The following is a 21,907-nucleotide window of genomic DNA, read 5'->3' as shown; positions in this document are numbered from 1 at the left end:
GCTTTAGGGATGTTGTGCCTTTGTTTTTTTGTGGAGTATACCTTGATAATAATAAAGCGCTGCGCCAATGGCCGTGCAAAATTCGCTATGCTTAGGGATGCGGAAATGCACGTGATAAAGTCTCTCCATTGCTGGGAATACATCTTTACATTGGGGCAGAAGGGTGAGGTTGCCAATAAGTACAAACTCTTTTATGCCTGTGTTAAGCGATGAAAGGATGGTGCCACTACCAATGGATTGCAGTACCATGCAGATAAGTCCAAGGGCAATGTCTTCGCGCGAAGCATTACTTTTGGCATTGCCAAAAAGGCTTGCAGTGGCATCCATGGGAAGACCAGGAAGGGGTAGGGCGCTAATATCGCCGATAAGGAGGTTGATGTTGGTGATGTCGCCCTGTTCGGCAAGCGCCGAAACTTGCTTGATATCATCCGTCTTAAGCAAGATGCGCGATAGTCCTTGCAGTGTTCCACCACCTATACCGATACCACCGATATGCTCGATACTGTCGCCATCACATTGCACAAGCGATGTTCCAGTGCCCATGCTTACCACAATCATGCGGTCTATCTCCATTTCGTAGCGTGCTCCAAGGCCATCGGCCAAAAACTCTTCGGCCTTGTTGGTGGGCAATCCGTAGATAGGGTCGTTGATGTAGGCAGCGCCAACGCCAGTGAGCATCACGTGTTCTACATCTTCCAAAGAAATTTTATTGTCGTGCAGATATTTGCCAAAGGCACCATAAAGCGATGTTACAGGGTCGGTGGCTTTAATGCGCAATGGCGAAATAACGATACCATCTTTGTTTATCCCCACAATCTTTGTGGTGCTAATGCCCACGTCAATGCCGATAACTATTCCCATGTTTTATTTGCAGTGTCTGGTTTGAAAATAAAGATTTGTGCGCCATCGCTTTGACAATGGTCGCGAAGAAGGTTAGAAATAAGGTTGGCGTTATCGCAAACGCGAGCCTCATTGCCGTCATAACCATTGATGAGCACCAGTAGTTGGGTGGTGTCTAAGGTTAGTTTTGTGCGTTCGTTGTCGCTGGTGGGGGTGCCAATACCTCCCAGTTGGTCGCGATATACAGGCAAGCCCTCAATATTGAGCATGCCTCGGCCAATGCCTTCATAAGGTTCGCCAGCTTCACCCACGCCAAGTCTTAAAGTGTTGCCTGCTATTTTAGTAGCATCGAAACCGCCGATGCTATAGCCATGCACAATACTGGCCAAGTTGATAAGGTCTACCAGCGTATTAGCTTGATAAAGGCTTTTGCCCTGCAACAAACGTCTGATGAGTGCTTCAGACGCTGGTCGGTATCGCGAAGGGTCTTTACCCAATGCCTTATACACCTGTCTTGTGGCAGCAATGCTGGGTTGTTGTTTCAGCGTTTCGGTGGTGAGTGTTTGGCGGAGTTGGGCTTGAGCTGTTTCGATTTTCTCCCACAACAAGGCATCGAAGGGCGTGTTAACCACATTGGCCACAAGGCATGCGCCTACAAAATGTGGACAGACTGTAGCAATGTGGGGTGTAACCTCTACGTTTATCATTGCTCAAGCATGTTAAGGAAGGTGTTTTCGTCTATCATTTCTATGCCAAGCTGTTGGGCTTTCTCCATCTTTGATGGACCCATGTTGGCTCCAGCTAGGATGAAAGACGTTTTACTGCTTATCGAACTTACGTTTTTTCCCCCGTTGCGCTCTATCATTGTCTTATATTCGTCGCGACTATGGTGTTCGAAAACACCACTAATAACGATATTCTTACCAGCCAGTTTGTTGCTTGCAGGCTGTTGTTGGTCGGCGCTTAGCTCCATTTGCAGTCCGTATTGACGTAGTCGGGCAATGATATTGAGGTTTACTTTGTCTTGGAAAAAGCGCACCACACTTTCGGCAATCACCGTTCCAACGCCTTCAACCTCAACAAGCTGTTCGGGTGTGGCAACGATGAGTGCGTCTATCGATTTAAAATGCTTGGCTAAGAGTTTGGCTGTTGTTTCGCCAACAAACCTTATTCCAAGGGCGAAAAGCACTCGTTCAAACGGCGTTTCCACCGAGTCTTGTATGCCTTTTATTATTTTTAGGGCCGACTTCTGTCTTGTTCCGTCGCCATTAATTTGCTCGGTGCGTATCTCATAAAGGTCGGCCACGTTGCGAACAATACCTCGGCGGAAGTAATCGTCAACAGTTTCGGGGCCAATGGAGTCGATATTCATGGCTTTTCGAGCAATGAAGTGTTCGATACGCCCCTTTATTTGTGGTGGGCACCCAGTGTCGTTAGGACAATAATAGGCCGCTTCGCCAGCGTATCTCACCAGTGTTGACCCACATTCGGGACAAGTGGTGATGAATTGTACAGGTTGTAGGTCTGGAGAACGCTGACTGACGTCAACACCAACAATCTTTGGAATGATTTCGCCACCCTTCTCAACGAATACATTATCGCCAATATGTAGATCGAGGCTCTTTATAAAATCTTCGTTGTTAAGCGTTGCACGCTTTACGGTTGTGCCTGCAAGCAACACTGGTTCCATGTTAGCAACAGGCGTAACGGCGCCTGTACGTCCCACTTGGAACGTAACGTCATTAAGCCTTGTGCAAACACGCTCGGCCTTAAACTTATAGGCAATGGCCCAACGCGGACTCTTTGCAGTGAAGCCTAGTTGTTGTTGTTGGCGTATGCTATTAACTTTTAGCACAATTCCATCTGTTGCAACAGGTAAATCGTGGCGTGCTGAGTCCCAATGGTTGATAAAATTGTAAATTTCTTCGAGCGAATTGGCTTTGTGCATGCCTTCACTCACCTTAAATCCCCATGATTCTGCTGCTACAAGGTTTTCGTAGTGGCCATCGTTTGGCACATTGTCGCCAAGGAGATAATATAGGTATGCATCTAGTTTTCGTTTAGCAACAAGTTTGGGATCAAGGCTTTTCAGCGTACCACTTGCTGCATTTCTTGGGTTAGCAAACAAAGGTTCTTCGGCTTTTTCCCTTTCAGCATTTAGCTGTTCGAATACTTTCCAAGGCATCAATATTTCGCCTCGAATCTCAAATTCTTCGGGGTAATCAGTGCCTGGAAGCACAAGTGGAATGGCACGAATTGTGCGAACGTTAGCCGTTACGTCGTCGCCTTGTTCGCCATCACCACGAGTTACGGCTCTAACGAGGCGTCCTTGCTCGTAGGTTAGCGAGATGCTAAGTCCGTCATATTTTAATTCGCAGCAAACCTCGAAAGGTTGTCCGCCTAAGTCTTTGCTAACGGCTGCATACCAGCTGGCCACTTCTTGCTCGTTATAAGTATTGGCCAACGATAGCATGGGATATCTGTGGCGCACCTGAGTGAAGCCTGTGCTGAGGTCGCTACCCACACGTTGAGTGGGCGAATTGGGGTCGTACACTTCAGGATGTTTAGCTTCGAGGTCTTGAAGTTCGCGCATCAAGCTGTCGAACTCTTGGTCGGAGAGCGTGGGTGAGTTCAGTACATAGTACAGATAATTATGATGATGAAGCAGATTTTTTAGTTCCTCAATTCGTTTAATATCTTCCATTTGTGTCTGGTTGGGTAAAGGTTATACTTTAAAACAAGTGTCAATACTTAGTTGCCAAGTTGCATCTTGAGTTTTCCCGTAGGCGAAATGTTCACTTCAACCACGTAGTAGCTAGGCGAATCGGGCATGGCTAGCAAGGCGTTGAAGTGCACACCATCCTTGTCGGCACGATTAAGTGTAAGGTCGCTAAGAATGGCTTGCATGAGGAAATCTTCGGGAACAAACTTCTTGAAGTCGCTTTTTTTGAAGTCGCGAGAGAACAAACGGGTTGCTCCCGAGTACACTGTGAGGTTTACAATATTGTCGTGATACACGTTGTCTACTTCAACCCCTTCGTCGTTGTAGGTGGATTTGATAACTTTATACGTTGTTGGGTTTACCTGCACATAGCAATGATATCGCATATCCTCAAAAGCAACAACCGTATCTTTCTTTACCAGTTGGTTTTGGTTAAGTACTTGCGCTTTGTTGTTGTCGAATTGGAATTTGTCAAGCGCATCTTCGCTAAGCGTGAGTCGCACCGTTTCGCCATTAGAATTCTTAAACATGAAGAGATGCGGTGCTTGCTTTTCGATGGGATATTTCACAGGTTCATCAGCCCCATAAATCACTAGCGTGTCTCTGAATATCTGGAAATAAGCAGGATAGCTGGTGGAGTCGGGGTAGAAGATGGTGTCGCCTTTGACTTTAAAGGCAACACTTTCGTCATCAGAATTAATCCATATGCCTTGCAACATTTGTTTAGCCACTTTGTCTTCTTCGAGCTTTGTGTCGCTTTTAGACGTTTTAGGTCCGCATGCCACGATGGTTATAGTGGCACAAATCAAGGCAAGGATGTAGTTTACGCGTAAAGTCATCTTTGTTTACATTGTGTGATGCTATCGGCCTATGCTGTGATATTCAAAGCCGTAGCTCTCTAACTCTTTCTTCTCAAATATGTTTCTGCCGTCAATAAGCAGTTTTTTGTTCATCACTTTGCTTACAATCTCCCAGTTGGGGAGTCTAAACTCGTTCCATTCTGTAAGCAATAGCAATGCATCAGCATCATTCACAGCATCGTATAAGTCGCGTGCATAGATAACAGTGTCGCCAATTCGTCGTTTACATTCGGTCATAGCAACGGGGTCGTATACCTTAATCTTACAGCCGGCTTGCTTAAGCAGATCGATGGTTACTAAGGCTGTAGACTCTCGCATGTCGTCTGTTTCGGGCTTAAACGATAGTCCCCATAGGGCCACGGTTTTGTTCTCAAGTCCTTCTTTAGCAAAGGCGATAGCTAGTTTGTTGAATACAACGTGCTTTTGGGCATCGTTAACGCGTTCAACAGCTTTGAGCACTTCCATCGAATAGCCCATGTCGTCGGCTGTTTTGATAAGTGCTTTTACGTCTTTTGGAAAGCAACTTCCGCCATATCCGCAGCCAGCATAGAGAAATTTTCGTCCTATTCGTGTGTCGCTACCTATGCCAGCGCGCACCATATTGACGTCTGCACCAACGCGTTCGCATAGGTTGGCAATGTCGTTCATGAACGATATTCGGGTGGCGAGCATGGAGTTGGCAGCGTATTTGGTCATTTCGGCACTTGGTATGTCCATGAATATCACCCTAAAATTGTTGATGAGGAAAGGCTTGTACAAGCGCGTTAGCATTTCTTTAGCCATTTCGCTCTCTACGCCAACTACCACGCGGTCGGGACTCATGAAGTCTTTAATGGCGTTACCTTCTTTAAGGAATTCGGGATTGCTTGCCACATCAAACTTAATGTCGGCCTGTCTTTTGTCGAGTTCGGTCTGAATGGTTTGTCTAACAAGCTTTGCTGTGCCCACAGGTACGGTACTCTTGGTAACCACCACCATATACTTATTGAGGTGTTGACCAATGGTTTTGGCCACCTGCAACACGTATTTAAGGTCGGCACTACCATCTTCGTCGGGTGGAGTTCCCACTGCCGAGAACACGATTTGTTGGTCGTTGAGCACGCTTTCCAAAGAGGTGGTGAAGCGTAGGCGACCTGCTTTGACGTTTTTAAGCACCAGTTCGTCTAGTCCGGGTTCGTAAATGGGTATTTCTCCGCGCTTTATTCGTTCTATCTTTTCGGTGTCTACGTCCACGCAGGTTACGCTAGCTCCGGTATCAGCAAAGCATGCTCCCGAAACAAGTCCTACGTATCCTGTTCCTACAATAGCGATGTTCATCGGTTAACTTTCCTCCTCTTGTTATATTTTGGGGCATTGGCCTATCAGAAGCCTTCTACTTCATTCAGGCTTTTACCTTTTAGGTCCTTCGGGCTGGTAATTATCTTGTCGTATTCAATGGGCCATTTAATGCCTAATGTTTCGTCGTTCCATCTAATACAAACTTCGTCTTGGGGGCTATATCCGTTGTCCACCTTATAGTTGAATATAGCTTCAGGACTTAACACTAAAAAGCCGTGGGCAAAACCGCGTGGAACAAAGAGTTGCCTTTTGTTTTCTTCGCTCAGTTCAACTGCCACATATTTGCCGAATGTTGGCGAGCTTCTGCGCATATCTACTGCTACATCTAATACTTTTCCTTTAACAACGCGCACCAACTTGGCTTGCGAAGAGTCGCCTTTTTGATAGTGTAGGCCACGGAGCACACCATAAGAAGACTTTGATTCGTTGTCTTGAATAAAGTCTACTTTGCCCACATGTTTCTCAAACTCTTCTTTCTTCCATGCTTCGAAGAAATATCCACGATCGTCGTTAATAACTTTCGGCTCGATAATGAACGCGCCTTGTAGTTCTGTTGCTATGTATTCCATTGTGATGTTATTTTGATGTACAAAGATAGTATAAAACAAAGAAATGGCAAAAGAAATTTAATAAATTACCCAAGTAGTTTTTAATAAAGCACATTGAGCTATATGCCATTCTTATTATATATGTGGGTGCGAGGCCCTTTGTGCTTCTTTCAATTGTGGGTAATTATCGGATTGGATGTGTCTTTTTGTTATTTTCTGTTAGGTTTTACTTTCTTTTCTGGCTTACGATAGATTGAAATAAAGGAAAAGACTCCCGAAAAAATGAATGGTTCGGGAGTCTTTAATTAGGAAATTAACGCCAAAAGAAGGGATAGAAATATGATGAGGATGGTGTCGCGGTCAACATTTTCTTGGTTTCTGTAACTGTACGACGACTTGTTTATTCCATTCTTTAAGAGTTAGTTGTTAACTACAATTTGAGGCTTTTGTAGCTGGCGTGTAGAGGCCAGACGGTTATTTGCTTTGTAGAGGATTCCAACCTTGGGCAGTAATCTCAAATTCTGTCCCATCACGAGCAACGAGTTGTTTACCAAACTCGGGTTTCGTTACGTGCCCAATGAGCTTCACGCCTTCCATTTTTTCAATTTTAGAGTGGTCGCCAATGGGGACAGTGAACAGCAACTCATAGTCTTCACCACCATTCATAGCACATGTTGTTACGTTCATGTTCATCTCTTCTGCCATCACAGCTGTTTGATAATCAATGGGAATATTCTTTTCGAACACTCTACAGCCGCAGTTGCTTTGTTCGCAGATGTGCAACAACTCACTACTTAGTCCGTCAGAGATGTCCATCATAGCCGTAGGTTTGATGTTTGCATCGCGTAAACGCTTAATGATGTCTCCTCGGGCCTCGGGCCTTAATTGTCTTTGCAAGAGATATTCTTTGCCTGCGAAGTCGGGTTGAAAAGCTTTAAGGTGTTGCAATGCTAGTTGGTCGTTTTTCTTTCTAGCTTCATCCACTTGTTGATAATACACGGTTTTCTCCCTTTCGAGTAGTTGCAATCCCATGTAAGCAGCACCCAAATCACCCGAGACACAAATCAAATCGGTGTCTTTTGCTCCGTTGCGATATACGATTTCGTTTCTTGGCGCTTCGCCAATGCATGTTATGCTTACAGCTAATCCAGTGTAAGAGGAGGTGGTGTCACCACCCACAATATCAACATTCCATTGCTTGCAAGCAGCTTGCAGACCGGCATAAAATTCTTCGAGGTCTTCCACCTTAAAGCGTTTGCTTAGCGCCAAGCTTACAACGAGCTGCCGTGGAGTTCCGTTCATGGCAAAAATGTCGCTTATATTTACCTGTGCCGACTTAAAACCAAGGTGGTAGAGGTCGATGTATGTGAGGTCGAAATGCACGCCTTCCATCAGCATATCGGTGGTTACAAGCACCTCGGTGTCGGGGTAATGCAGCACGGCGCAATCATCGCCCACGCCATAAAGGGTTGCGCTGTTGGTGGTTTTGATGTTTTGAGTTAGGCGCTTTATCAGTCCAAATTCGCCAAGCGAGGATATTTCTGTCATTGTCTGTTACTTATTTCGTGTGGTCAAGGCCTGGCCTTTATCTGTTTATACAAAGTGTCTGCGTTGCAATGTAGCTTATTTGTATGGCAAACACGTTGTAAATATGTTTCCTGAACGAGTGGTGGGGCGACAAGTTTTTTTACAGAAACTTGTATTAAATAGACTTTGTCGCCTTGTTAATCAATGATATGATGTCAAAAGAGTGTGTATTAGCTACGCTTGATAATTTCTCTCATTATCTCTGTCATCAGTGGTTGTGCTTTGTTGGCAGCCACTTGCACCTCTTCATGACTCACTTCTACTGGTTGGTCTTCCAGTCCTAGGTCGGTAATGATACTCATACCAAATACCTTAATGCCACAGTGGCGTGCCACTATAACCTCTGGCACGGTGCTCATACCAACGGCGTCGCCACCGAGGCGATGATACATTTTATATTCGGCAGGTGTTTCGAAGGTAGGGCCAGATACGCCTACATAAACACCATGAACCACTCTAATGCCTTTTTCCTTAGCAATTTGGTCGGCTAGGTCGCGCAATTGTTTGTCGTATGCCTCGTGCATGTCGGGGAAACGCGGACCTGTGGGGAAGTTCTTTCCACGCAAAGGATGTTCGGGGAAGAAGTTAATGTGGTCGTCGATAATCATTAAATCGCCAATAACAAAGTTGGGATTCATGCCTCCCGAGGCGTTAGATACGAAGAGTGTTTCAATGCCAAGCTCGTACATCACTCGCTCGGGGAACGTTACTTCCTTCATGTCATAGCCTTCATAGTAATGAAAACGACCTTCCATGGCCATGATATCTTTACCGCCAAGCTTGCCAAAAATTAGTTTACCTGCATGGCCTTCAACGGTAGACACAGGGAAGTTGGGTATCTCGTTGTACGGGAATTCGTACTTGTCAGTTATTTCTGAAGCTAATTGACCCAGCCCCGTTCCTAGTATTATTGCTGTTTTGGGACTTGTTGTCATCCTTTGTTTTAACCAGGATGCTGTTTCTTGAATTTTTTCGTACATAGTTTATTATTTTATTATTAAAATCTTCTTCCTGTCCCAGCATAAATTGGATGCGAACGGGAAGGGCGTACATACTTTCTTTCACCTCGTCGTTAAGGCCTTCAACGAATTTTATTCGGGCCACGTCCTTCTCTGTTGTGATGATTACCTTAGGCGAAGGCAGTTCGGCAAACTTTCTGTTGATGGTGCGAATGTCTTTTTTTGAAAAGTTATGATGGTCGGAAAAGCTAAGATACGACAAGTTATAATTGTACACCGACAAATCGTTTTGCATTTGTTTAGGCGATGCAATGCCTGTGAGCAATAAGACGTTGCATCTGTTGGGTAAGCTATTTATCGGCATCGACTCGGTGCCGTACACCTGCTTCAGGTTGTCGTAGATAAGTGTTGTGAAGTAAAGCGACTGGTAAGGATAGAGGTCGAGTGCCTTCATCAATACCCTGTATTCCATTGGGCGCAAGTCTTTTGGACACTTAGTAATAATCACTATATCTGCTCTCGACTTGCCTTCTTTGGGTTCGCGCAGGCATCCAGCAGGCAAAAGTTTGTCGTAGATGATAAGTCGGTGATAGTCTACAAGAAGAATGTTCACCCCAGGTTTTACATATCTGTGTTGGTAAGCATCGTCTAATAGAATTACATCTACGTCTTTTGTTTGCTCGTCGTGCGTTAACCTGTCTATCCCCTCTGTTCTTTTTTTGTCTACAGCCACGTAAAGTTCGGGGAACTTTTGTTTCATTTGATATGGTTCATCGCCTATTTCCCGCATGGTCGTGTCGTCGTTGGCCAGCACATAGCCTTTGCTTTTGCGCTTATAACCTCTTGACAGCACGGCAACCTTCATTTTGTCTTTGAGCAACGACACGAGATATTCCACATGCGGTGTCTTTCCTGAGCCCCCAACAGTGATGTTTCCCACCGAAATAACGGGTATGTCGAATGCCCTAGATTTAAGTATGCCAAGCTTGAACAGCAGGTTACGAAATCCTACGCCGAGCCCATAGAGCCAGCTAAGCGGTGTGAGCCATTCGTGGATTTTAATAAAATCGCCTTCTGTCCTCATGTTTTTTATTATCTGATGTTTAGATCCATTGGCAGGCGAGCTTGTATTGCTTCGCGCTGATTGATGTTTCGAATGAGCATAAATGGTTCGTAGGCAGCACCAAGGGCAAGACGGAGTTGGTCGTCGAGCGTGCCACGGGGTACGATATTATTGAATATTTGGTCTTGCCATTTTTCTGTAGTTGGATATTCTTCTACTGCATAGTTTTTTACTTTAGCTAGTTGTGCAGCTTTTTCTACAGCTTCTTTAATACCACCAAGTTGGTCTATCAATTTTATCTTTAGCGCATCTGTGCCTAGCCATACACGTCCTTGAGCTATTTTGTCGATGTTTTCAACCGACATTTTTCGGCCTTGCGATACGCGATTAAGGAAAGTGGCATAGCCACGATTAACATAACCCTGTAGCATGGCCATTTCTGTGGCGTTAAAGGGACGCGCTGCGATGTTGCCAAAGGCACTGTTAGCATTGGTTTTTACTTCGTCGAACTTCACGCCAAGCTTCTCGGTTACCAGTCCGCTAAGGTCGGGGAATACACCAAAGATGCCAATGCTGCCAGTAAGGGTGTTGGGTTGGGCCACAATCCAGTTAGCACCACAGCTCATATAATAGCCACCCGAAGCTGCATAATCACCCATCGACACAACAACAGGTTTCTTTTTACGTAGTTCTGTCACTTGATGCCAAATTTGGTCGGATGCATAGGCATCGCCTCCTGGCGAGTTTATACGCAGAACCACGGCCTTAATGTCATCGTCGTTCTTAAGGTCTTCCAGATTTCTGCAAATGTTTTTGGATACGATGTTAGTGCTATTGTTAAGCATACCGCCTGGTGCCATCTGTACGATTTCGCCTTCAGCGTAGTAAATAGCAATAATTCCATCATCAATATTAACATCTTCCACAACATTACACATGGCCGAAATACCCACTTGGTTGATGCTCTCATCGGCATCGATGCCCAGAAGTTTTTTAACCTCGCCTTTCACTTGGTCGGCATAGAGCAGCTTGTCTATCAAGCGTTTCTTGATAAGACTCTGTGGTGTGGCAAACAATTGGTATTCATCGGCATAGGTGTTAAGTGTGGGGATGCTAATCTTTCTGCTTTCCGAAACGGCTTTACAAACGTTTGCCCATAGTCCGTTGAGATACAACGACACTTGCAAGCGGTTGGCATCGCTCATTTTTGTTTCGGTATATGTTTCTGTTGCACTTTTGAAAGTGCCCACTTTTGCCACCTGATATTTTACACCAAATTTGGCTGCAAGGTCTTTAATATAGTAGGGTTGTGATGCAAGTCCATGCCAATCTACTTGTCCTTCAGGGTTAAGATAGATGTGGTTGGCTACTGATGCCACGTAATAACTACCTTGCGAGTAAGTGTCACCATAGGCTACAATCCATTTTCCGCTCTTTTTAAAGTCTGCTAAGGCGTTGCGAATTTCTTGGAGTGTAGAGAAACCAGCACCCAACGGACCGGCTTCGATGTAAATACCTTTTATCTCATCATTGTTTTTAGCTTTCTTTATGGCCATCAATATGTCGTTAAGTCCACTGTTCTCAACGGCATCGCCAGACAAGAAACCTAGGTAATCGGTGCTCGCTTTCTCATTAATGACGCCAGATAGGTTGATGGTTAATACGGAATTGTCTTTCAATTTGGTCTCCGTATCAGACGCTGCAATCATTCCAATGATGCTCATCATCATAAAGCCGAAACAAATGGCACTGAATAAAAACATTCCGAGAACGGTTGCCAATACGTTTTTAAAAAAATCTTTCATATAGCAATGATATAATAGGTTATGTTTAAAATGCCTTAGGGCAAGGCTAAGTTGTGATTACACTGGCGTTCCACAGTGGCAGTGTTGCTCAGTGTTAGCAATGCTTAGGCACGTTTTCATGCAAAGTTATTGATTTTACATTGAAAGGCATCATGTTTTTAGTGTTTTTTAATGTGTGTGCATTAAATTCTTGTGTTAGTTGGGGTTAATGCTTGTGCTCATTGGCTATGATTTTTTACAAACGTCATGAAAAAATGCTGCTGAAATGTGATTGTTTATGAACAATATGTATGGCTAAGGCGCAATAATTGCATGCTTTTGTTGTATGTGTATTGTTGCCCTTATATAAGATGAACTGATTAACCCGCAATCGGTCATTAGTTCACAAAGTTTCCAGAATACTTGTTTTTGTGTTGTTTCCTAACATCTTTTATATTCTTGCCGGCATCTTGTCTGTCTTTGAACCTTGACGTAGCCCGCTACGCCTGCGTTTCAAGACAGGCTATCTACTCGATAATAATACAAAATCTGTTTAGGTTCTAATGACCGATTTGGGTACAAAGTGATTTGTACATTATAATTTGCTTCTTCTCTACCAGAACGTTTCTTCTTTAAATGTAAAAGATTTCTACTGAATTTTAACATTGTGAGTGCCGTCTCCGTAAAAAATCTGGCCATAGGGTGAATTTATGCCCGTATTTTTTAAGTTTGTAACAGGCTGATTTCTTGGTGATTATGGTGTTTTGGACTAAAATACATACTTTAAAGGGTTGTTACTAGGATATTTATACGGTTTATACGTTAGTCAAATACTCATCTGGCTGTTTTATATTTCTTTTATGCTATTTGCCGTTAAATTGCTTATTTGAGCCATTATATATAGGATTTGGAACATAAATTATAGGTAAAATTGTGTAATTTGCAGCATATTGAAGTGCGTTTTGCTGCAAATAGCAGTGCGTTTTGCTGCAAAACGCAGTGTGTTTAGGTGCAAAACGCAAGGTGTTTTGATACAAATTAGGCAGAAATTTTCTGCATATGTTGCGTATGCGGGGGTGATTTTTTCGTCTTTTTTATGCTGTTGAGGGTGCAAATGGAGAGTTGTTTTTCTAGAAATAGAATTGCAATGTTATATGAGATTGCAAACAATGGTGCAGTTTATTTTTAGAAACGCCTTTAGAAACATGCTCTTTGACACTTTTTTCTCGGTTTTTGGGCGTGTTTTTGTCTAGAAGAAGGTGTTGAGAAGAGTGTGTTTTGTAAATAATATTTACTAAATTGACAGAATGAAGATAACGAAAAGGTAAAATAACAAGTGTGTAGACTAGCTAAACACTTGGGGATTGACAACATGAGGAGGAATGGAGTTGTGGTACACAAGCGGTCAAGCGCAAATTGTTGAGAGATAAAGGATGCGATAAGGGGAGGGGTTATTGTCAATGTTATCTAGCATTTTAGTTAGGTACAAGCATTAACAATTCTACCAAAGCATGGAGTTTCACTGCTTTAGTGTAAAAAGATTAAGCATAGAAACATTGAAACTTGCTGATGAGGGTATGCAAACAGTTTGTTGTAGGTGTGTTTGCATAACCCTCTTATCAGCTTGAAGACGTAATGCTTTGTAAGTGTTAGCTATTTTCTTTTTGTGTTTACGTTGTTGCTAGCGTTCAAATAATAAACCGTGTTGTTATCGTTCCAGTCGGTACGTTCAACGCTTACTTTGTTTTTGGATATAACCAATGTTTGTGTATTGCTATAGGCGATGGGTTGCCAGCCAGAAAATTTGTCGGGTTTGGCCACCAATTCATTAGAAACAGGCATTATGGTGTATGTTCCGTTCGGAAGTTCTGAGAGGATGATGTTGTTAAATCTTAGGTCTTTGGTGACAAACATACTGGTCCACTGCAAAGCAGGGTCTTTAAATTCAATCACTTTCATTAATTTTCCTTTCTTGTTGTATACGGCAAGTCCCACTTTTCCGGTGAAGAGACCTAGTTCGCCATTGCTCTCATTGTATGTACCGATGTTTGAGAGACAGGCTTGGATGGGAGCGTTCTTGGGCACTTCGTTTTGCAAAAATTTAAAAGGTTCAACGGTCTCGGCCTCTAGTTCCCTTATAATCTTAAACTGTTGATGGTTGCCAGTCTTGGGATGAGCCAGCACAGCTTCCATTTCTAGGGCGAAATAGTCTGTTCCAAACACGTCGTCATCGAGTGGTGTATAGATGGTAAAGAGGTCGAACCATCCATCGTTTTCGCCTGCCCATCCCCAGTTAACATGGATGTATCCCTGTTTGTCAATACCATCAAGCAAGAACGAATGGCTGCTTTCGCCAATCAGTACGGGGTAGCCATTTTCCAATTCGTCTACTACCATGTCGTAGAACATACCTTTGGGCATGTACTCTTTGTAGATGTGCTTAACCGAATAATCAAATTTCTTTCGCAATGCGTCAAGAGCCCATTGCATGTTCGACATGCTTCCAATGCTAGAATAGTTCATGTTTACAGCTTTTCCCACATCGCTTAGCAGCACACCAACAGCATCTTTGCCGTCATCGTCCATTTGTGTGCTGTTGTCTTTAATCTTACCCCATAGATATTCGTTGCTCTTTTGGGCCTTTGTTCCAGTGGTGCTAACAAATTCGGCTGGTCTTTTAACTGGCCATTTGTTGTGATACATCATTTGCGAGAGCGCTGTTGCCACGCATCCAGTGGGCATATTTGTGTTTTTCACTTTAGGGGTATGCGTTTTGAAAGGCATTTCTTGGTTCCATGTGCAGGATAATAGCGGACTAATTTCTTTCTTTACACTCAACGTAGCTTTAGGAAAGCCCAGTCTATTGCAACGATATGCCTTCACCATTAGTTCGTAGTGTCGAAGCAGCGAATAGAAGTAGTCGGGCAGACGTGTTTCGTTGGGGGTGAACTTGCTACCATATCCAATTATAGCAGGCAAGTCGCTTTCTCCTGAAACGATTACAAAGCCCTTATGCCCAGTATTGGTGAAGATGTAAAATGTTGGGTCTCCCTCTGGTTTTAAGGTGCTCCTGTTTATCAGTTCGGGCTTTGCAAAATACTTTCTTGCAACGTCGAACGCATCCTGTTGGCTCACCTGAGTGGCTTTTGTGGTAGCTGTCAGGGCCAAAAACGTAAAGAGGCAATACGCCTTACGAATGTTAATATTTTTCATGTTGCTTGGTACAAAAAAGTTATTATCAAGGTTTTATACCCCTAAATGGTGTTCATGGTTTGCAGGGTCTGTGCTTTGCGTATTCCATGGGGTGTTTACCTTTAGCTATATTAGGTGTTGCAAAGATATGTAAAAATATTTATCATGCAAAGAAAAAGACAAAAATATTGTTATTTTTCTTTTTTGTTATTGTTTTGTGTTTCTAAAGTGTTAGTTTTTTCGTTGTTATTGTGACATTATTCAGTACTGCTCTTCAGGCGGTTATAATAATTGTAAGTATTATAGGTATTTGTTCTTTCATTTTGAAAGAGGGCGTGAGGCTTGAAAAGGGTATGCAATAGAAGGGCTGATAGTGTATAAATAAAAACGTTCCTTCTCATTATGAGAAGGAACGTTTGTGTTGGTGGGGTGGCTAGTCGGGTTCGAACCGACGACATCCAGAACCACAATCTGACGCTCTAACCAACTGAACTATAGCCACCATTTGTGACTTCTTTTCTGAAATCGTTTGCAAAGGTATAACATTAATTTGGATATACCAAATGTTAGGTTCGTTTTTTTTCGTTTTTGCCCAATTTTTATTGGGTACATAGGCAGTTTACTACTTGAATTTTGCGAAAGGATGGCTGGAAAGCGCGCATTAATCTACCCTTTGGTGCCGAAATATAGGCAAATCATACCTAAGAGCACAAGGGCCAAATCAAGTGCTTTGTGTTTGAGATTTTTTTCTTGAAAGATGAATGCGCCAAACAAAAATGACACTAGCACGCTACCTCGTCGCACCATAGAGACAATGGAAATCATGGCTTCGGGTTTGCTTAGGGCATAGAAGTAAGCAAAGTCGGCTGCACATAGAAACACGCTTATCATCACGATAGTCCATCGCCATTGAAAGGGTTGGGTGGTATTGCGCTTTGGAAACCATAACACGATCGTAACTATGGCCATCAACAAGCACTGGTATAAGTTGTACCAACTTTGCACAGCCATCTTGTCTTGTCCTAATCCGCCTTGTTCAACAGGTGCCATAAGATACTTGTCGTATAGTCCGCTGCATGCCCCTAGCAGTGCAGCCAGTGCTATGGCATATATCCATTTGTTGTGTTTAAAGTCGATACCTTCTTTCTTTCCGCTTCTACTTAAAAGGAAAAACGAGCAGATGGCTAATGCCACGCCCAACCACTGTAAGGCGTTGAGCTGTTCGCCATAAACAAGCATGGCGCCAATAAGTACCAATACGGGGCGTGTGGCGTTTATTGGTCCAACGATTGTTAACGGGAGATGCTTCATTCCTATATATCCAAATATCCAAGAGGATAGCACAAGCATACTTTTGAGTAAAATATACCCCTGGGTTGACAGTGTGGTGGGGGGAACATAGAATATACTGGTGGGAGAAAGCCAGCCCAAATAGCTGCTAAGAATGAAGGGAGCAAAAATGAGAGTCGATATAAAGGTGTTGAGAAACAATACGGGGAGTACGGCGTTTTCTTTTAGCGAGAGTTTTTTAAAAACATCGTAGAAGCCTAGAAATGTGGCTGAGAGAAAAGCTAAGACTAACCAAAGCATGTGGAATTGTTGTGTTATTAGGAAATTGCTGCGTTTTTTGAGTATATTGTTTTTTAAGTCTTGAGGTTATTTAGCAAATAAGTTTAAGCTTTTACTAGTTTGCCAATTCACGAGTAAGCAAGTTCGTAAATACAATAACTCATAGACAGCAATGTTAACGAACTCACGAGCTACAATTTATATTGTACGTCTTCGAGAAACAGAGCATGGCCAGGAACTGATTCGCCTGCTTGTTGACGCGACTTAGAATGAAGAATTTCAACAAACTGGGATATACTAATTTTATGCCATCCCACGTCTAACAGTGTGCCAACAATGGCACGAACCATGTTGCGAAGAAATCTATTGGCCGAGATACGGAAATACCATTTAGTGTCGGATAGTTTAATCCAGTTGGCTTCGTACATGTCACAAAAGGTGGTTTTTGCATCCGAGTGACTTTTGCAAAAGGCTCCAAAGTCTTTGTGCGATAGCAATAATTGGGCTGCCTCGTTCATTAAATGGAAGTCGGGTGCTTGGTGTAGGGCATACGAATAGGCTCTGCAAAAGGGGTCGCGATCAAGATGTATGTAATAATGATAAGTGCGTTTGGTGGCACTGAAGCGTGCATGCATGTCGGCATCTACAGGTTCTATCCTTGCAACAGTGATGTCGAATGGCAACACCCTATTGAGTTTGTAGGCCAGTTGGATGGTGTCAATAAGTTGTTCGTCGTCGAAATGCGCAACCATCGTGCGTGCATGAACACCAGTATCTGTGCGACCAGCCCCAACAAGTTCTATAGGATGGCGTAGCAAGAGCGACATGGCACGCTGCATTTCGGCCTGAACAGAGGTGGCGTTAGGTTGTATTTGCCAGCCGTGATAGGCAGTTCCATCGTACGAAAAATATATGAAGTATCTTTGTTTCATCCATACAAAGGTACAAAAAAAGTGGTTATAGCTGTCTAATTTGCTGCCTAATTCTTAGCCACTTGCGTATATATAGGCCTAAGATATAGAGAAATGCGATAAGCACATAAGCCAAATAGGTTTGAATGAGATTGATTTGCGGGGCGTCGATTGCGGAGTGGGGTAGTGATGATATGTATTCCACCAACTTTTGCACTGTTGTTGCCAGCCATTGCATAGTGTAGGTTAGCAAGTTGCAAATAAAAGGGGCGCCTTGAACAAAGAACGAGGCTAGCGTGGCATATAGTAAAAGTGTTATTAGCGGAAGAATAAGCAGATTGGATAATAGGAAATAGCACGAGAAGCGTCCAAAATAATAGGCTATGAGTGGCATTGTACCCACCTGTGCTGCCACTGAAACGCAGGTAAGATTCCAAATAGGACGTAGGAAATAGGCCCAACGTGAGCTGCCTTTGTAGAGTGAACACAAGGGTGGATATAGCACAATGATGGATAAGACAGCTAGAAACGACAGTTGGAAACTTACATCCCACAGTGATGAAGGGTTGGCTATCAGCATTACTATGCAAGCAAACGCAAGTGTATTGGCCGAAAGCCGGTCGCGATGTAGCAGCGAAACAAAGGCATAGAGTGTGAGCATTAGAGCTGAGCGGACAGCACCTGGGGGAAGGGCAACAAGGAAAATATAGGCCCAAAGGGTGGCTACTATAACGGTTTGGGCGATGAACTCTGCCCAATCTCGGCGCACAAAGCGATATAAAAGAGTGGAAAAGACGAAAGAAAGCACGCTGTAGATGATGCCGAGGTGCAATCCCGACAGGGCCAAAACGTGCGAAACGCCTGCTTTGCTGTACGCCTCGCGTTGGGTGTAGGTAAGGTTCGATTTATCGCCTAGTGCAATAGAGGCCACTAAAGCCTGGTTGTCGGTGGTAAGTTTTTGTTGCCAAGTTTGATTTAGCAGGCTTTTTCGGACTTGTAAAAGTTGCAAACGCAATTTTGTTATCGTGGGTATGCGGTTTATTTCGGTGTTAGATAATTGCGAGTCTTGCCAGTCGGTATAGTAAATAAAGGTTGTTGCTTGGATTTGATGTGCCTGCATCCAACGCGCGAAGTTGAATTTTGAAGAAGAGAAAAGCTCAAAGTCGTTATTTAGAACCGATTGAACCTCGATTGCCGAACCTGTTGTTAGTGTCTTCCAGCGTTGAGTTATCGAATCTTTAAGTATTGAGGCGCGCACCAGAAAAGGTGCTTGCGTATTGTTTGTTTCGGCAACATCTATTACTAGGAGGTTACATTTCAGCACCTTTCCATGTTGCACGGGGGTGTCGGTAACGATAGCTTTGTAAGTGATGTTTTGGTTGGTGGGGCACAATTGGCTGTCTGTTTTTTGTATTGCCATGAGCCATGCGCCTAAAAATGTTGTGGCAGTGAGGATGGAAATGCTAGAGAAATTCGCATGGCGAATGGCAATGACGGCAACGGCAGTTGTGCCTAAGAGCAATGTAACGCTGTTATTGGGATTGGATAAAAAAGGAATGGCGTCGGCCAACATTATCCCTAAGATGAGCATCAAAGCGATGCGCACCAGCGGATAGAGTTGGATGACGCCATTGGGACGTGTCATGTCACGTCTGTTTTACATTGTATAGGAGAAGCCTACAGAAATAAATTCGCGCAATTGCAGATAACCGTGCTTGCTGTCTCGGGCCGAGCCATCGTCGAAGCGTGGGTAGATAAACAGTTTAGAACTGATAAACTTGTTGAACTGGAAGGTGAAAGTATTTTCCCATTCCACTTCAGCCCTGCGGTAAGTGGTGTATCCATAGAGACGTGTTTGCCAACTAATGGGCTCGGCTATCTTCCACATTAGGTCTACAGTAAATTCAGAACCTAGGTCGTGAAGGGTATGTTTGTTTGCATCCAAGCCATAACGAGGCGACAAAGCGAGCCTGTTAACGTAGCGGAAGTTATAGGCAATTGGTGCGAGGTGTATCGAACCCTTGAGTTTTCCTTTCAACCAATCTACGTTATAGTCCATACCGAGCGAGAGGTTTGAGTTGAAAGGCGACATGAAATCAGACGATACCATGCTGCTATTGTTTTTATAACCGCGCAAGAATTGTGTGTAGGCCACCAACTGCAAGGTGTAGTACCATCGCTTTGAGGCTTGAAGACCTAACTTACTGGTGTATCTGATAAGGTCTTCAGACGATTTAAGACTGTGTAATGAGTCGCTGGGTGTAGTGATGAAGCCAAGTTTTAGTTCTAGCTTATTGTCTAATTTCAGCTTTTGTTTGTTGTTATAGTTCAGCTGAATGGTTACAGCTCCCACCATTGAATAGTTGCTTTCACCACCCTTATACCAGTTTCCTGAAACGTAGTTTTGCAGAAATTGCAGGTAGTAGTCGCCTTTAAAGGTCCAGAAATTGGGCTTTGTAATCACCACTTTGATAGGTCCACTTTCGGGATCAACTGGTACTTGTGTAGCTTTTTCGGCCAAACCAGCATTCGACTTGATAACCACAGGTGTGGTTTTTGCTTCAGGTGCGATGGTCTGCAGTTCTGTTTCCCGGTTCAAAACCAGTTCGGGTCTTTTTAGATAAACACCCAAAAGTGCTGTATCTGTAAACTTAGGGCCAAGATAATTAGCTCCTTGCGTTTGCAATTGATTATCGGGGGCATTGCTAGGCAGGTCGAATATGCCTTTGGCGATGCCTCCGTAGAACGTTAGTGGCGAGAAAAGCCTAAAACTTTGATAGGGTAGAACGGTCTCTACAAAATCGGTAGACAGGGCGCTAACATCGTTTTGCTGGTACACCTTATTATATAGAAGGCTGAGTGAGTCTTCATAATTTCTTAGCACAGCATAGCTGTTGCTGGCTTTTTCGTTACGTGCAGCGTTGTGTGCTTGTTGCGCATGCAGCGTAACAACACCAAGAGTTGATAATACAAGGATAGTTAATACGTGTCTCATTACAACTATTTTATGTGCAAAGGTAGTTATTTTTCTACGTTTTGCATTTTGTTTTACATCTTTTTTTGTTGTTATTTGTTTAGTTCTTGTTTGTTGCGAGCAGCTTTAGTGGCAAGTCTTGCATTGGTCAATGCCTTTATTCACCTTTTCCTTCTAATAGGTCGGGGCGAAGCTGTTTGGTTCTTTCCAAGGCTTTTTCCATCTCCCAAGCCTTTATTTTGGCTTCGTTACCACTAAGCAATATGGGAGGAACTTCCCAGCCTTTGTAGTTTGCGGGGCGCGTGTAGATAGGAGCTGAAAGAAGATCGTCTTGGAAACAATCCGAAAAAGCACTTTGTTCGTCACTAATAACGCCAGGGATGAGCCTAACAATGGCATCTGCCATCACGGCAGCAGCCAACTCTCCCCCAGTGAGTACATAGTCGCCTACAGATACTTCGCGTGTGATAAGGTGATCGCGAACACGTTGGTCAACCCCTTTATAGTGTCCGCAAAGGATGATAATGTTGCCTTTGAGCGACAATTCGTTGGCTACGTGTTGGTCGAACTGTTGTCCGTCGGGCGATGTGAATATCACTTCGTCGTAGTGTCGTTGTGCTTTTAGTGCCGAAATACATCGGTCAATGGGTTCGCATTGCATCACCATGCCAGCAAATCCCCCATAGGGATAGTCGTCTACGCGCCTCCATTTGTCGGTAGAATAGTCGCGAAGATTATGCAAATGTATTTCAGCGAGATTCTTTTTTTGCGCTCTCGCCAAGATAGATTCGTTTACGAAGCCCTCTATCATCTCGGGCAACACGGTGATAATATCTATTCTCACAGTTGGAAATCTTTTCGTTTGTTATTCTTTATTGTTTGTCTTCGTTAGCTGTTTTGCCTTCTGTGGCAGAATGTGGGTTAGCTTTGTGCTTCTTTCTTTTGCGCATCTGCCACCAAATTATACCAACAATTGCAGCCACACCCAGGACACCAATAACAACCATTTGTATTTGACTGTTATACTCTTCAATCATGGTGTAGAGCTCATCTTTGGGTACGAACGAGTGTAGATACCATCCCAAGGCAGCCAAAACAGTGTTCCAAGCACCTGCACCGATGGTGGTATATAGGATGAATTTCCAGAATTTCATCTTTGAAAGACCAGCAGGGATGGAAATAATCTGTCGTATGCCAGGTAGGAGTCGGCCTGTGAGTGTGGCGATAACACCGTGGTCGTAGAAGTATTTTTCTGCTTTCTCAATCTTTTCTTGGTTTAGCAAGCATAGATGTCCCAGTTTGCTATTGGCAAAGCGGTATATAACGGGGCGACCAAGGTAATAGGCTGCGAAATAATTAGCCGTAGAACCGAGCACTGCGCCTATGGTTGCAACAAGTACAACAAGTACAATATTCAGGTCGCCAGCTGCTGCGCGGTAGGCAGCAGGTGGCACAATAAGTTCTGAGGGTGCCGGGATAACGGAGCCTTCGATAAACATCAATAACAGCACCGTCCAATAATTGAGGTTGTTTAGCAGGGGTAATAACCAACTCATTTCT

General features: G+C 43.7%; 17 protein-coding genes and 1 tRNA gene. All 18 read right to left on the bottom strand.

Annotated features, from left to right (window positions below; genetic code table 11):
• Nucleotides 1-3 precede the first annotated feature (3 nt).
• Nucleotides 4-861, bottom strand: a complete 858-nt coding sequence (coaW, locus tag QME03_RS10425; protein ID WP_025817426.1) for a type II pantothenate kinase — start codon at nt 859-861, stop codon at nt 4-6.
• Nucleotides 852-1,547, bottom strand: coding sequence for a B3/B4 domain-containing protein (locus QME03_RS10420; protein ID WP_281724311.1), 696 nt, complete (start codon nt 1,545-1,547; stop codon nt 852-854). Before QME03_RS10420 ends, coaW begins: the two co-directional genes overlap by 10 nt.
• On the bottom strand, nt 1,544-3,544 hold the full coding sequence (gene ligA, locus QME03_RS10415; protein WP_281724310.1) for an NAD-dependent DNA ligase LigA: 2,001 nt from the start codon (nt 3,542-3,544) through the stop codon (nt 1,544-1,546). The genes QME03_RS10420 and ligA overlap by 4 nt, the downstream gene beginning before the upstream one ends.
• Nucleotides 3,545-3,591: 47 nt before the next feature.
• Complete coding sequence (locus QME03_RS10410) at nt 3,592-4,401, bottom strand: DUF4738 domain-containing protein (protein WP_274947102.1); 810 nt, start codon at nt 4,399-4,401, stop codon at nt 3,592-3,594.
• A gap of 21 nt (nt 4,402-4,422) precedes the next feature.
• The gene (locus QME03_RS10405) at nt 4,423-5,739 is read right to left on the bottom strand and encodes a UDP-glucose dehydrogenase family protein (RefSeq protein ID WP_281724309.1); all 1,317 of its coding nucleotides are present in this window, start codon (nt 5,737-5,739) and stop codon (nt 4,423-4,425) included.
• 44 nt (nt 5,740-5,783) lie between these two features.
• Nucleotides 5,784-6,329 carry a dTDP-4-dehydrorhamnose 3,5-epimerase gene (gene rfbC / locus QME03_RS10400; protein WP_025817419.1) on the bottom strand — a complete coding sequence of 182 codons (546 nt, stop codon included), beginning with the start codon at nt 6,327-6,329 and terminating at the stop codon, nt 5,784-5,786.
• A 453-nt stretch (nt 6,330-6,782) separates the two neighbouring features.
• Nucleotides 6,783-7,856: a thiamine-phosphate kinase gene (gene thiL / locus QME03_RS10395; protein WP_025815214.1), complete on the bottom strand. Its 1,074-nt coding sequence runs from the start codon at nt 7,854-7,856 to the stop codon at nt 6,783-6,785.
• Between the two features lie 209 nt (nt 7,857-8,065).
• Nucleotides 8,066-8,875, bottom strand: a complete 810-nt coding sequence (locus tag QME03_RS10390; RefSeq protein ID WP_273262345.1) for a purine-nucleoside phosphorylase — start codon at nt 8,873-8,875, stop codon at nt 8,066-8,068.
• Complete coding sequence (gene lpxK / locus QME03_RS10385) at nt 8,760-9,938, bottom strand: tetraacyldisaccharide 4'-kinase (RefSeq protein WP_273147105.1); 1,179 nt, start codon at nt 9,936-9,938, stop codon at nt 8,760-8,762. Before lpxK ends, QME03_RS10390 begins: the two co-directional genes overlap by 116 nt.
• Nucleotides 9,939-9,946: 8 nt before the next feature.
• Nucleotides 9,947-11,722, bottom strand: coding sequence for a signal peptide peptidase SppA (gene sppA, locus QME03_RS10380; RefSeq protein WP_281724308.1), 1,776 nt, complete (start codon nt 11,720-11,722; stop codon nt 9,947-9,949).
• A 1,632-nt stretch (nt 11,723-13,354) separates the two neighbouring features.
• Complete coding sequence (locus tag QME03_RS10375) at nt 13,355-14,914, bottom strand: C10 family peptidase (RefSeq protein ID WP_025815211.1); 1,560 nt, start codon at nt 14,912-14,914, stop codon at nt 13,355-13,357.
• A gap of 404 nt (nt 14,915-15,318) precedes the next feature.
• Nucleotides 15,319-15,395: transfer RNA gene (locus tag QME03_RS10370), tRNA-His, on the bottom strand.
• Nucleotides 15,396-15,559: 164 nt separating this feature from the next.
• Nucleotides 15,560-16,483, bottom strand: coding sequence for a DMT family transporter (locus tag QME03_RS10365; protein ID WP_281724307.1), 924 nt, complete (start codon nt 16,481-16,483; stop codon nt 15,560-15,562).
• Between the two features lie 170 nt (nt 16,484-16,653).
• A complete protein-coding gene (gene truA / locus QME03_RS10360) occupies nt 16,654-17,394 on the bottom strand; it encodes a tRNA pseudouridine(38-40) synthase TruA (RefSeq protein WP_281724306.1) in 741 nt (246 codons plus the stop codon).
• A 25-nt stretch (nt 17,395-17,419) separates the two neighbouring features.
• A complete protein-coding gene (locus QME03_RS10355; RefSeq protein ID WP_281724305.1) occupies nt 17,420-19,018 on the bottom strand; it encodes a ComEC/Rec2 family competence protein in 1,599 nt (532 codons plus the stop codon).
• 12 nt (nt 19,019-19,030) lie between these two features.
• Nucleotides 19,031-20,368, bottom strand: coding sequence for a DUF3078 domain-containing protein (locus tag QME03_RS10350; protein ID WP_281724304.1), 1,338 nt, complete (start codon nt 20,366-20,368; stop codon nt 19,031-19,033).
• Between the two features lie 136 nt (nt 20,369-20,504).
• Nucleotides 20,505-21,191: a tRNA (guanosine(37)-N1)-methyltransferase TrmD gene (gene trmD, locus QME03_RS10345; protein ID WP_281724303.1), complete on the bottom strand. Its 687-nt coding sequence runs from the start codon at nt 21,189-21,191 to the stop codon at nt 20,505-20,507.
• Nucleotides 21,192-21,219: 28 nt separating this feature from the next.
• Nucleotides 21,220-21,903: a DedA family protein gene (locus QME03_RS10340; RefSeq protein ID WP_281724302.1), complete on the bottom strand. Its 684-nt coding sequence runs from the start codon at nt 21,901-21,903 to the stop codon at nt 21,220-21,222.
• Nucleotides 21,904-21,907 lie beyond the last annotated feature (4 nt).

This window comes from Hoylesella shahii (genome assembly GCF_937990675.1).
In the GTDB taxonomy this organism is placed as follows: domain Bacteria; phylum Bacteroidota; class Bacteroidia; order Bacteroidales; family Bacteroidaceae; genus Prevotella; species Prevotella shahii.
The sequence above is the reverse complement of the archived record's forward strand: the minus strand, read 5'-3'. Positions and strand labels throughout refer to the sequence as shown.

What these genes read in the sequence shown, in the direction of transcription:
- coaW (WP_025817426.1), bottom strand. Translation starts at nt 861, where the DNA reads ATGGGAATAGTTATCGGCATTGACGTGGGCATTAGCACCACAAAGATT.
- QME03_RS10420 (WP_281724311.1), bottom strand. Translation starts at nt 1,547, where the DNA reads ATGATAAACGTAGAGGTTACACCCCACATTGCTACAGTCTGTCCACAT.
- ligA (WP_281724310.1), bottom strand. Translation starts at nt 3,544, where the DNA reads ATGGAAGATATTAAACGAATTGAGGAACTAAAAAATCTGCTTCATCAT.
- QME03_RS10410 (WP_274947102.1), bottom strand. Translation starts at nt 4,401, where the DNA reads ATGACTTTACGCGTAAACTACATCCTTGCCTTGATTTGTGCCACTATA.
- QME03_RS10405 (WP_281724309.1), bottom strand. Translation starts at nt 5,739, where the DNA reads ATGAACATCGCTATTGTAGGAACAGGATACGTAGGACTTGTTTCGGGA.
- rfbC (WP_025817419.1), bottom strand. Translation starts at nt 6,329, where the DNA reads ATGGAATACATAGCAACAGAACTACAAGGCGCGTTCATTATCGAGCCG.
- thiL (WP_025815214.1), bottom strand. Translation starts at nt 7,856, where the DNA reads ATGACAGAAATATCCTCGCTTGGCGAATTTGGACTGATAAAGCGCCTA.
- QME03_RS10390 (WP_273262345.1), bottom strand. Translation starts at nt 8,875, where the DNA reads ATGTACGAAAAAATTCAAGAAACAGCATCCTGGTTAAAACAAAGGATG.
- lpxK (WP_273147105.1), bottom strand. Translation starts at nt 9,938, where the DNA reads ATGAGGACAGAAGGCGATTTTATTAAAATCCACGAATGGCTCACACCG.
- sppA (WP_281724308.1), bottom strand. Translation starts at nt 11,722, where the DNA reads ATGAAAGATTTTTTTAAAAACGTATTGGCAACCGTTCTCGGAATGTTT.
- QME03_RS10375 (WP_025815211.1), bottom strand. Translation starts at nt 14,914, where the DNA reads ATGAAAAATATTAACATTCGTAAGGCGTATTGCCTCTTTACGTTTTTG.
- QME03_RS10365 (WP_281724307.1), bottom strand. Translation starts at nt 16,483, where the DNA reads ATGCTTTGGTTAGTCTTAGCTTTTCTCTCAGCCACATTTCTAGGCTTC.
- truA (WP_281724306.1), bottom strand. Translation starts at nt 17,394, where the DNA reads ATGAAACAAAGATACTTCATATATTTTTCGTACGATGGAACTGCCTAT.
- QME03_RS10355 (WP_281724305.1), bottom strand. Translation starts at nt 19,018, where the DNA reads ATGACACGTCCCAATGGCGTCATCCAACTCTATCCGCTGGTGCGCATC.
- QME03_RS10350 (WP_281724304.1), bottom strand. Translation starts at nt 20,368, where the DNA reads ATGAGACACGTATTAACTATCCTTGTATTATCAACTCTTGGTGTTGTT.
- QME03_RS10340 (WP_281724302.1), bottom strand. Translation starts at nt 21,903, where the DNA reads ATGAGTTGGTTATTACCCCTGCTAAACAACCTCAATTATTGGACGGTG.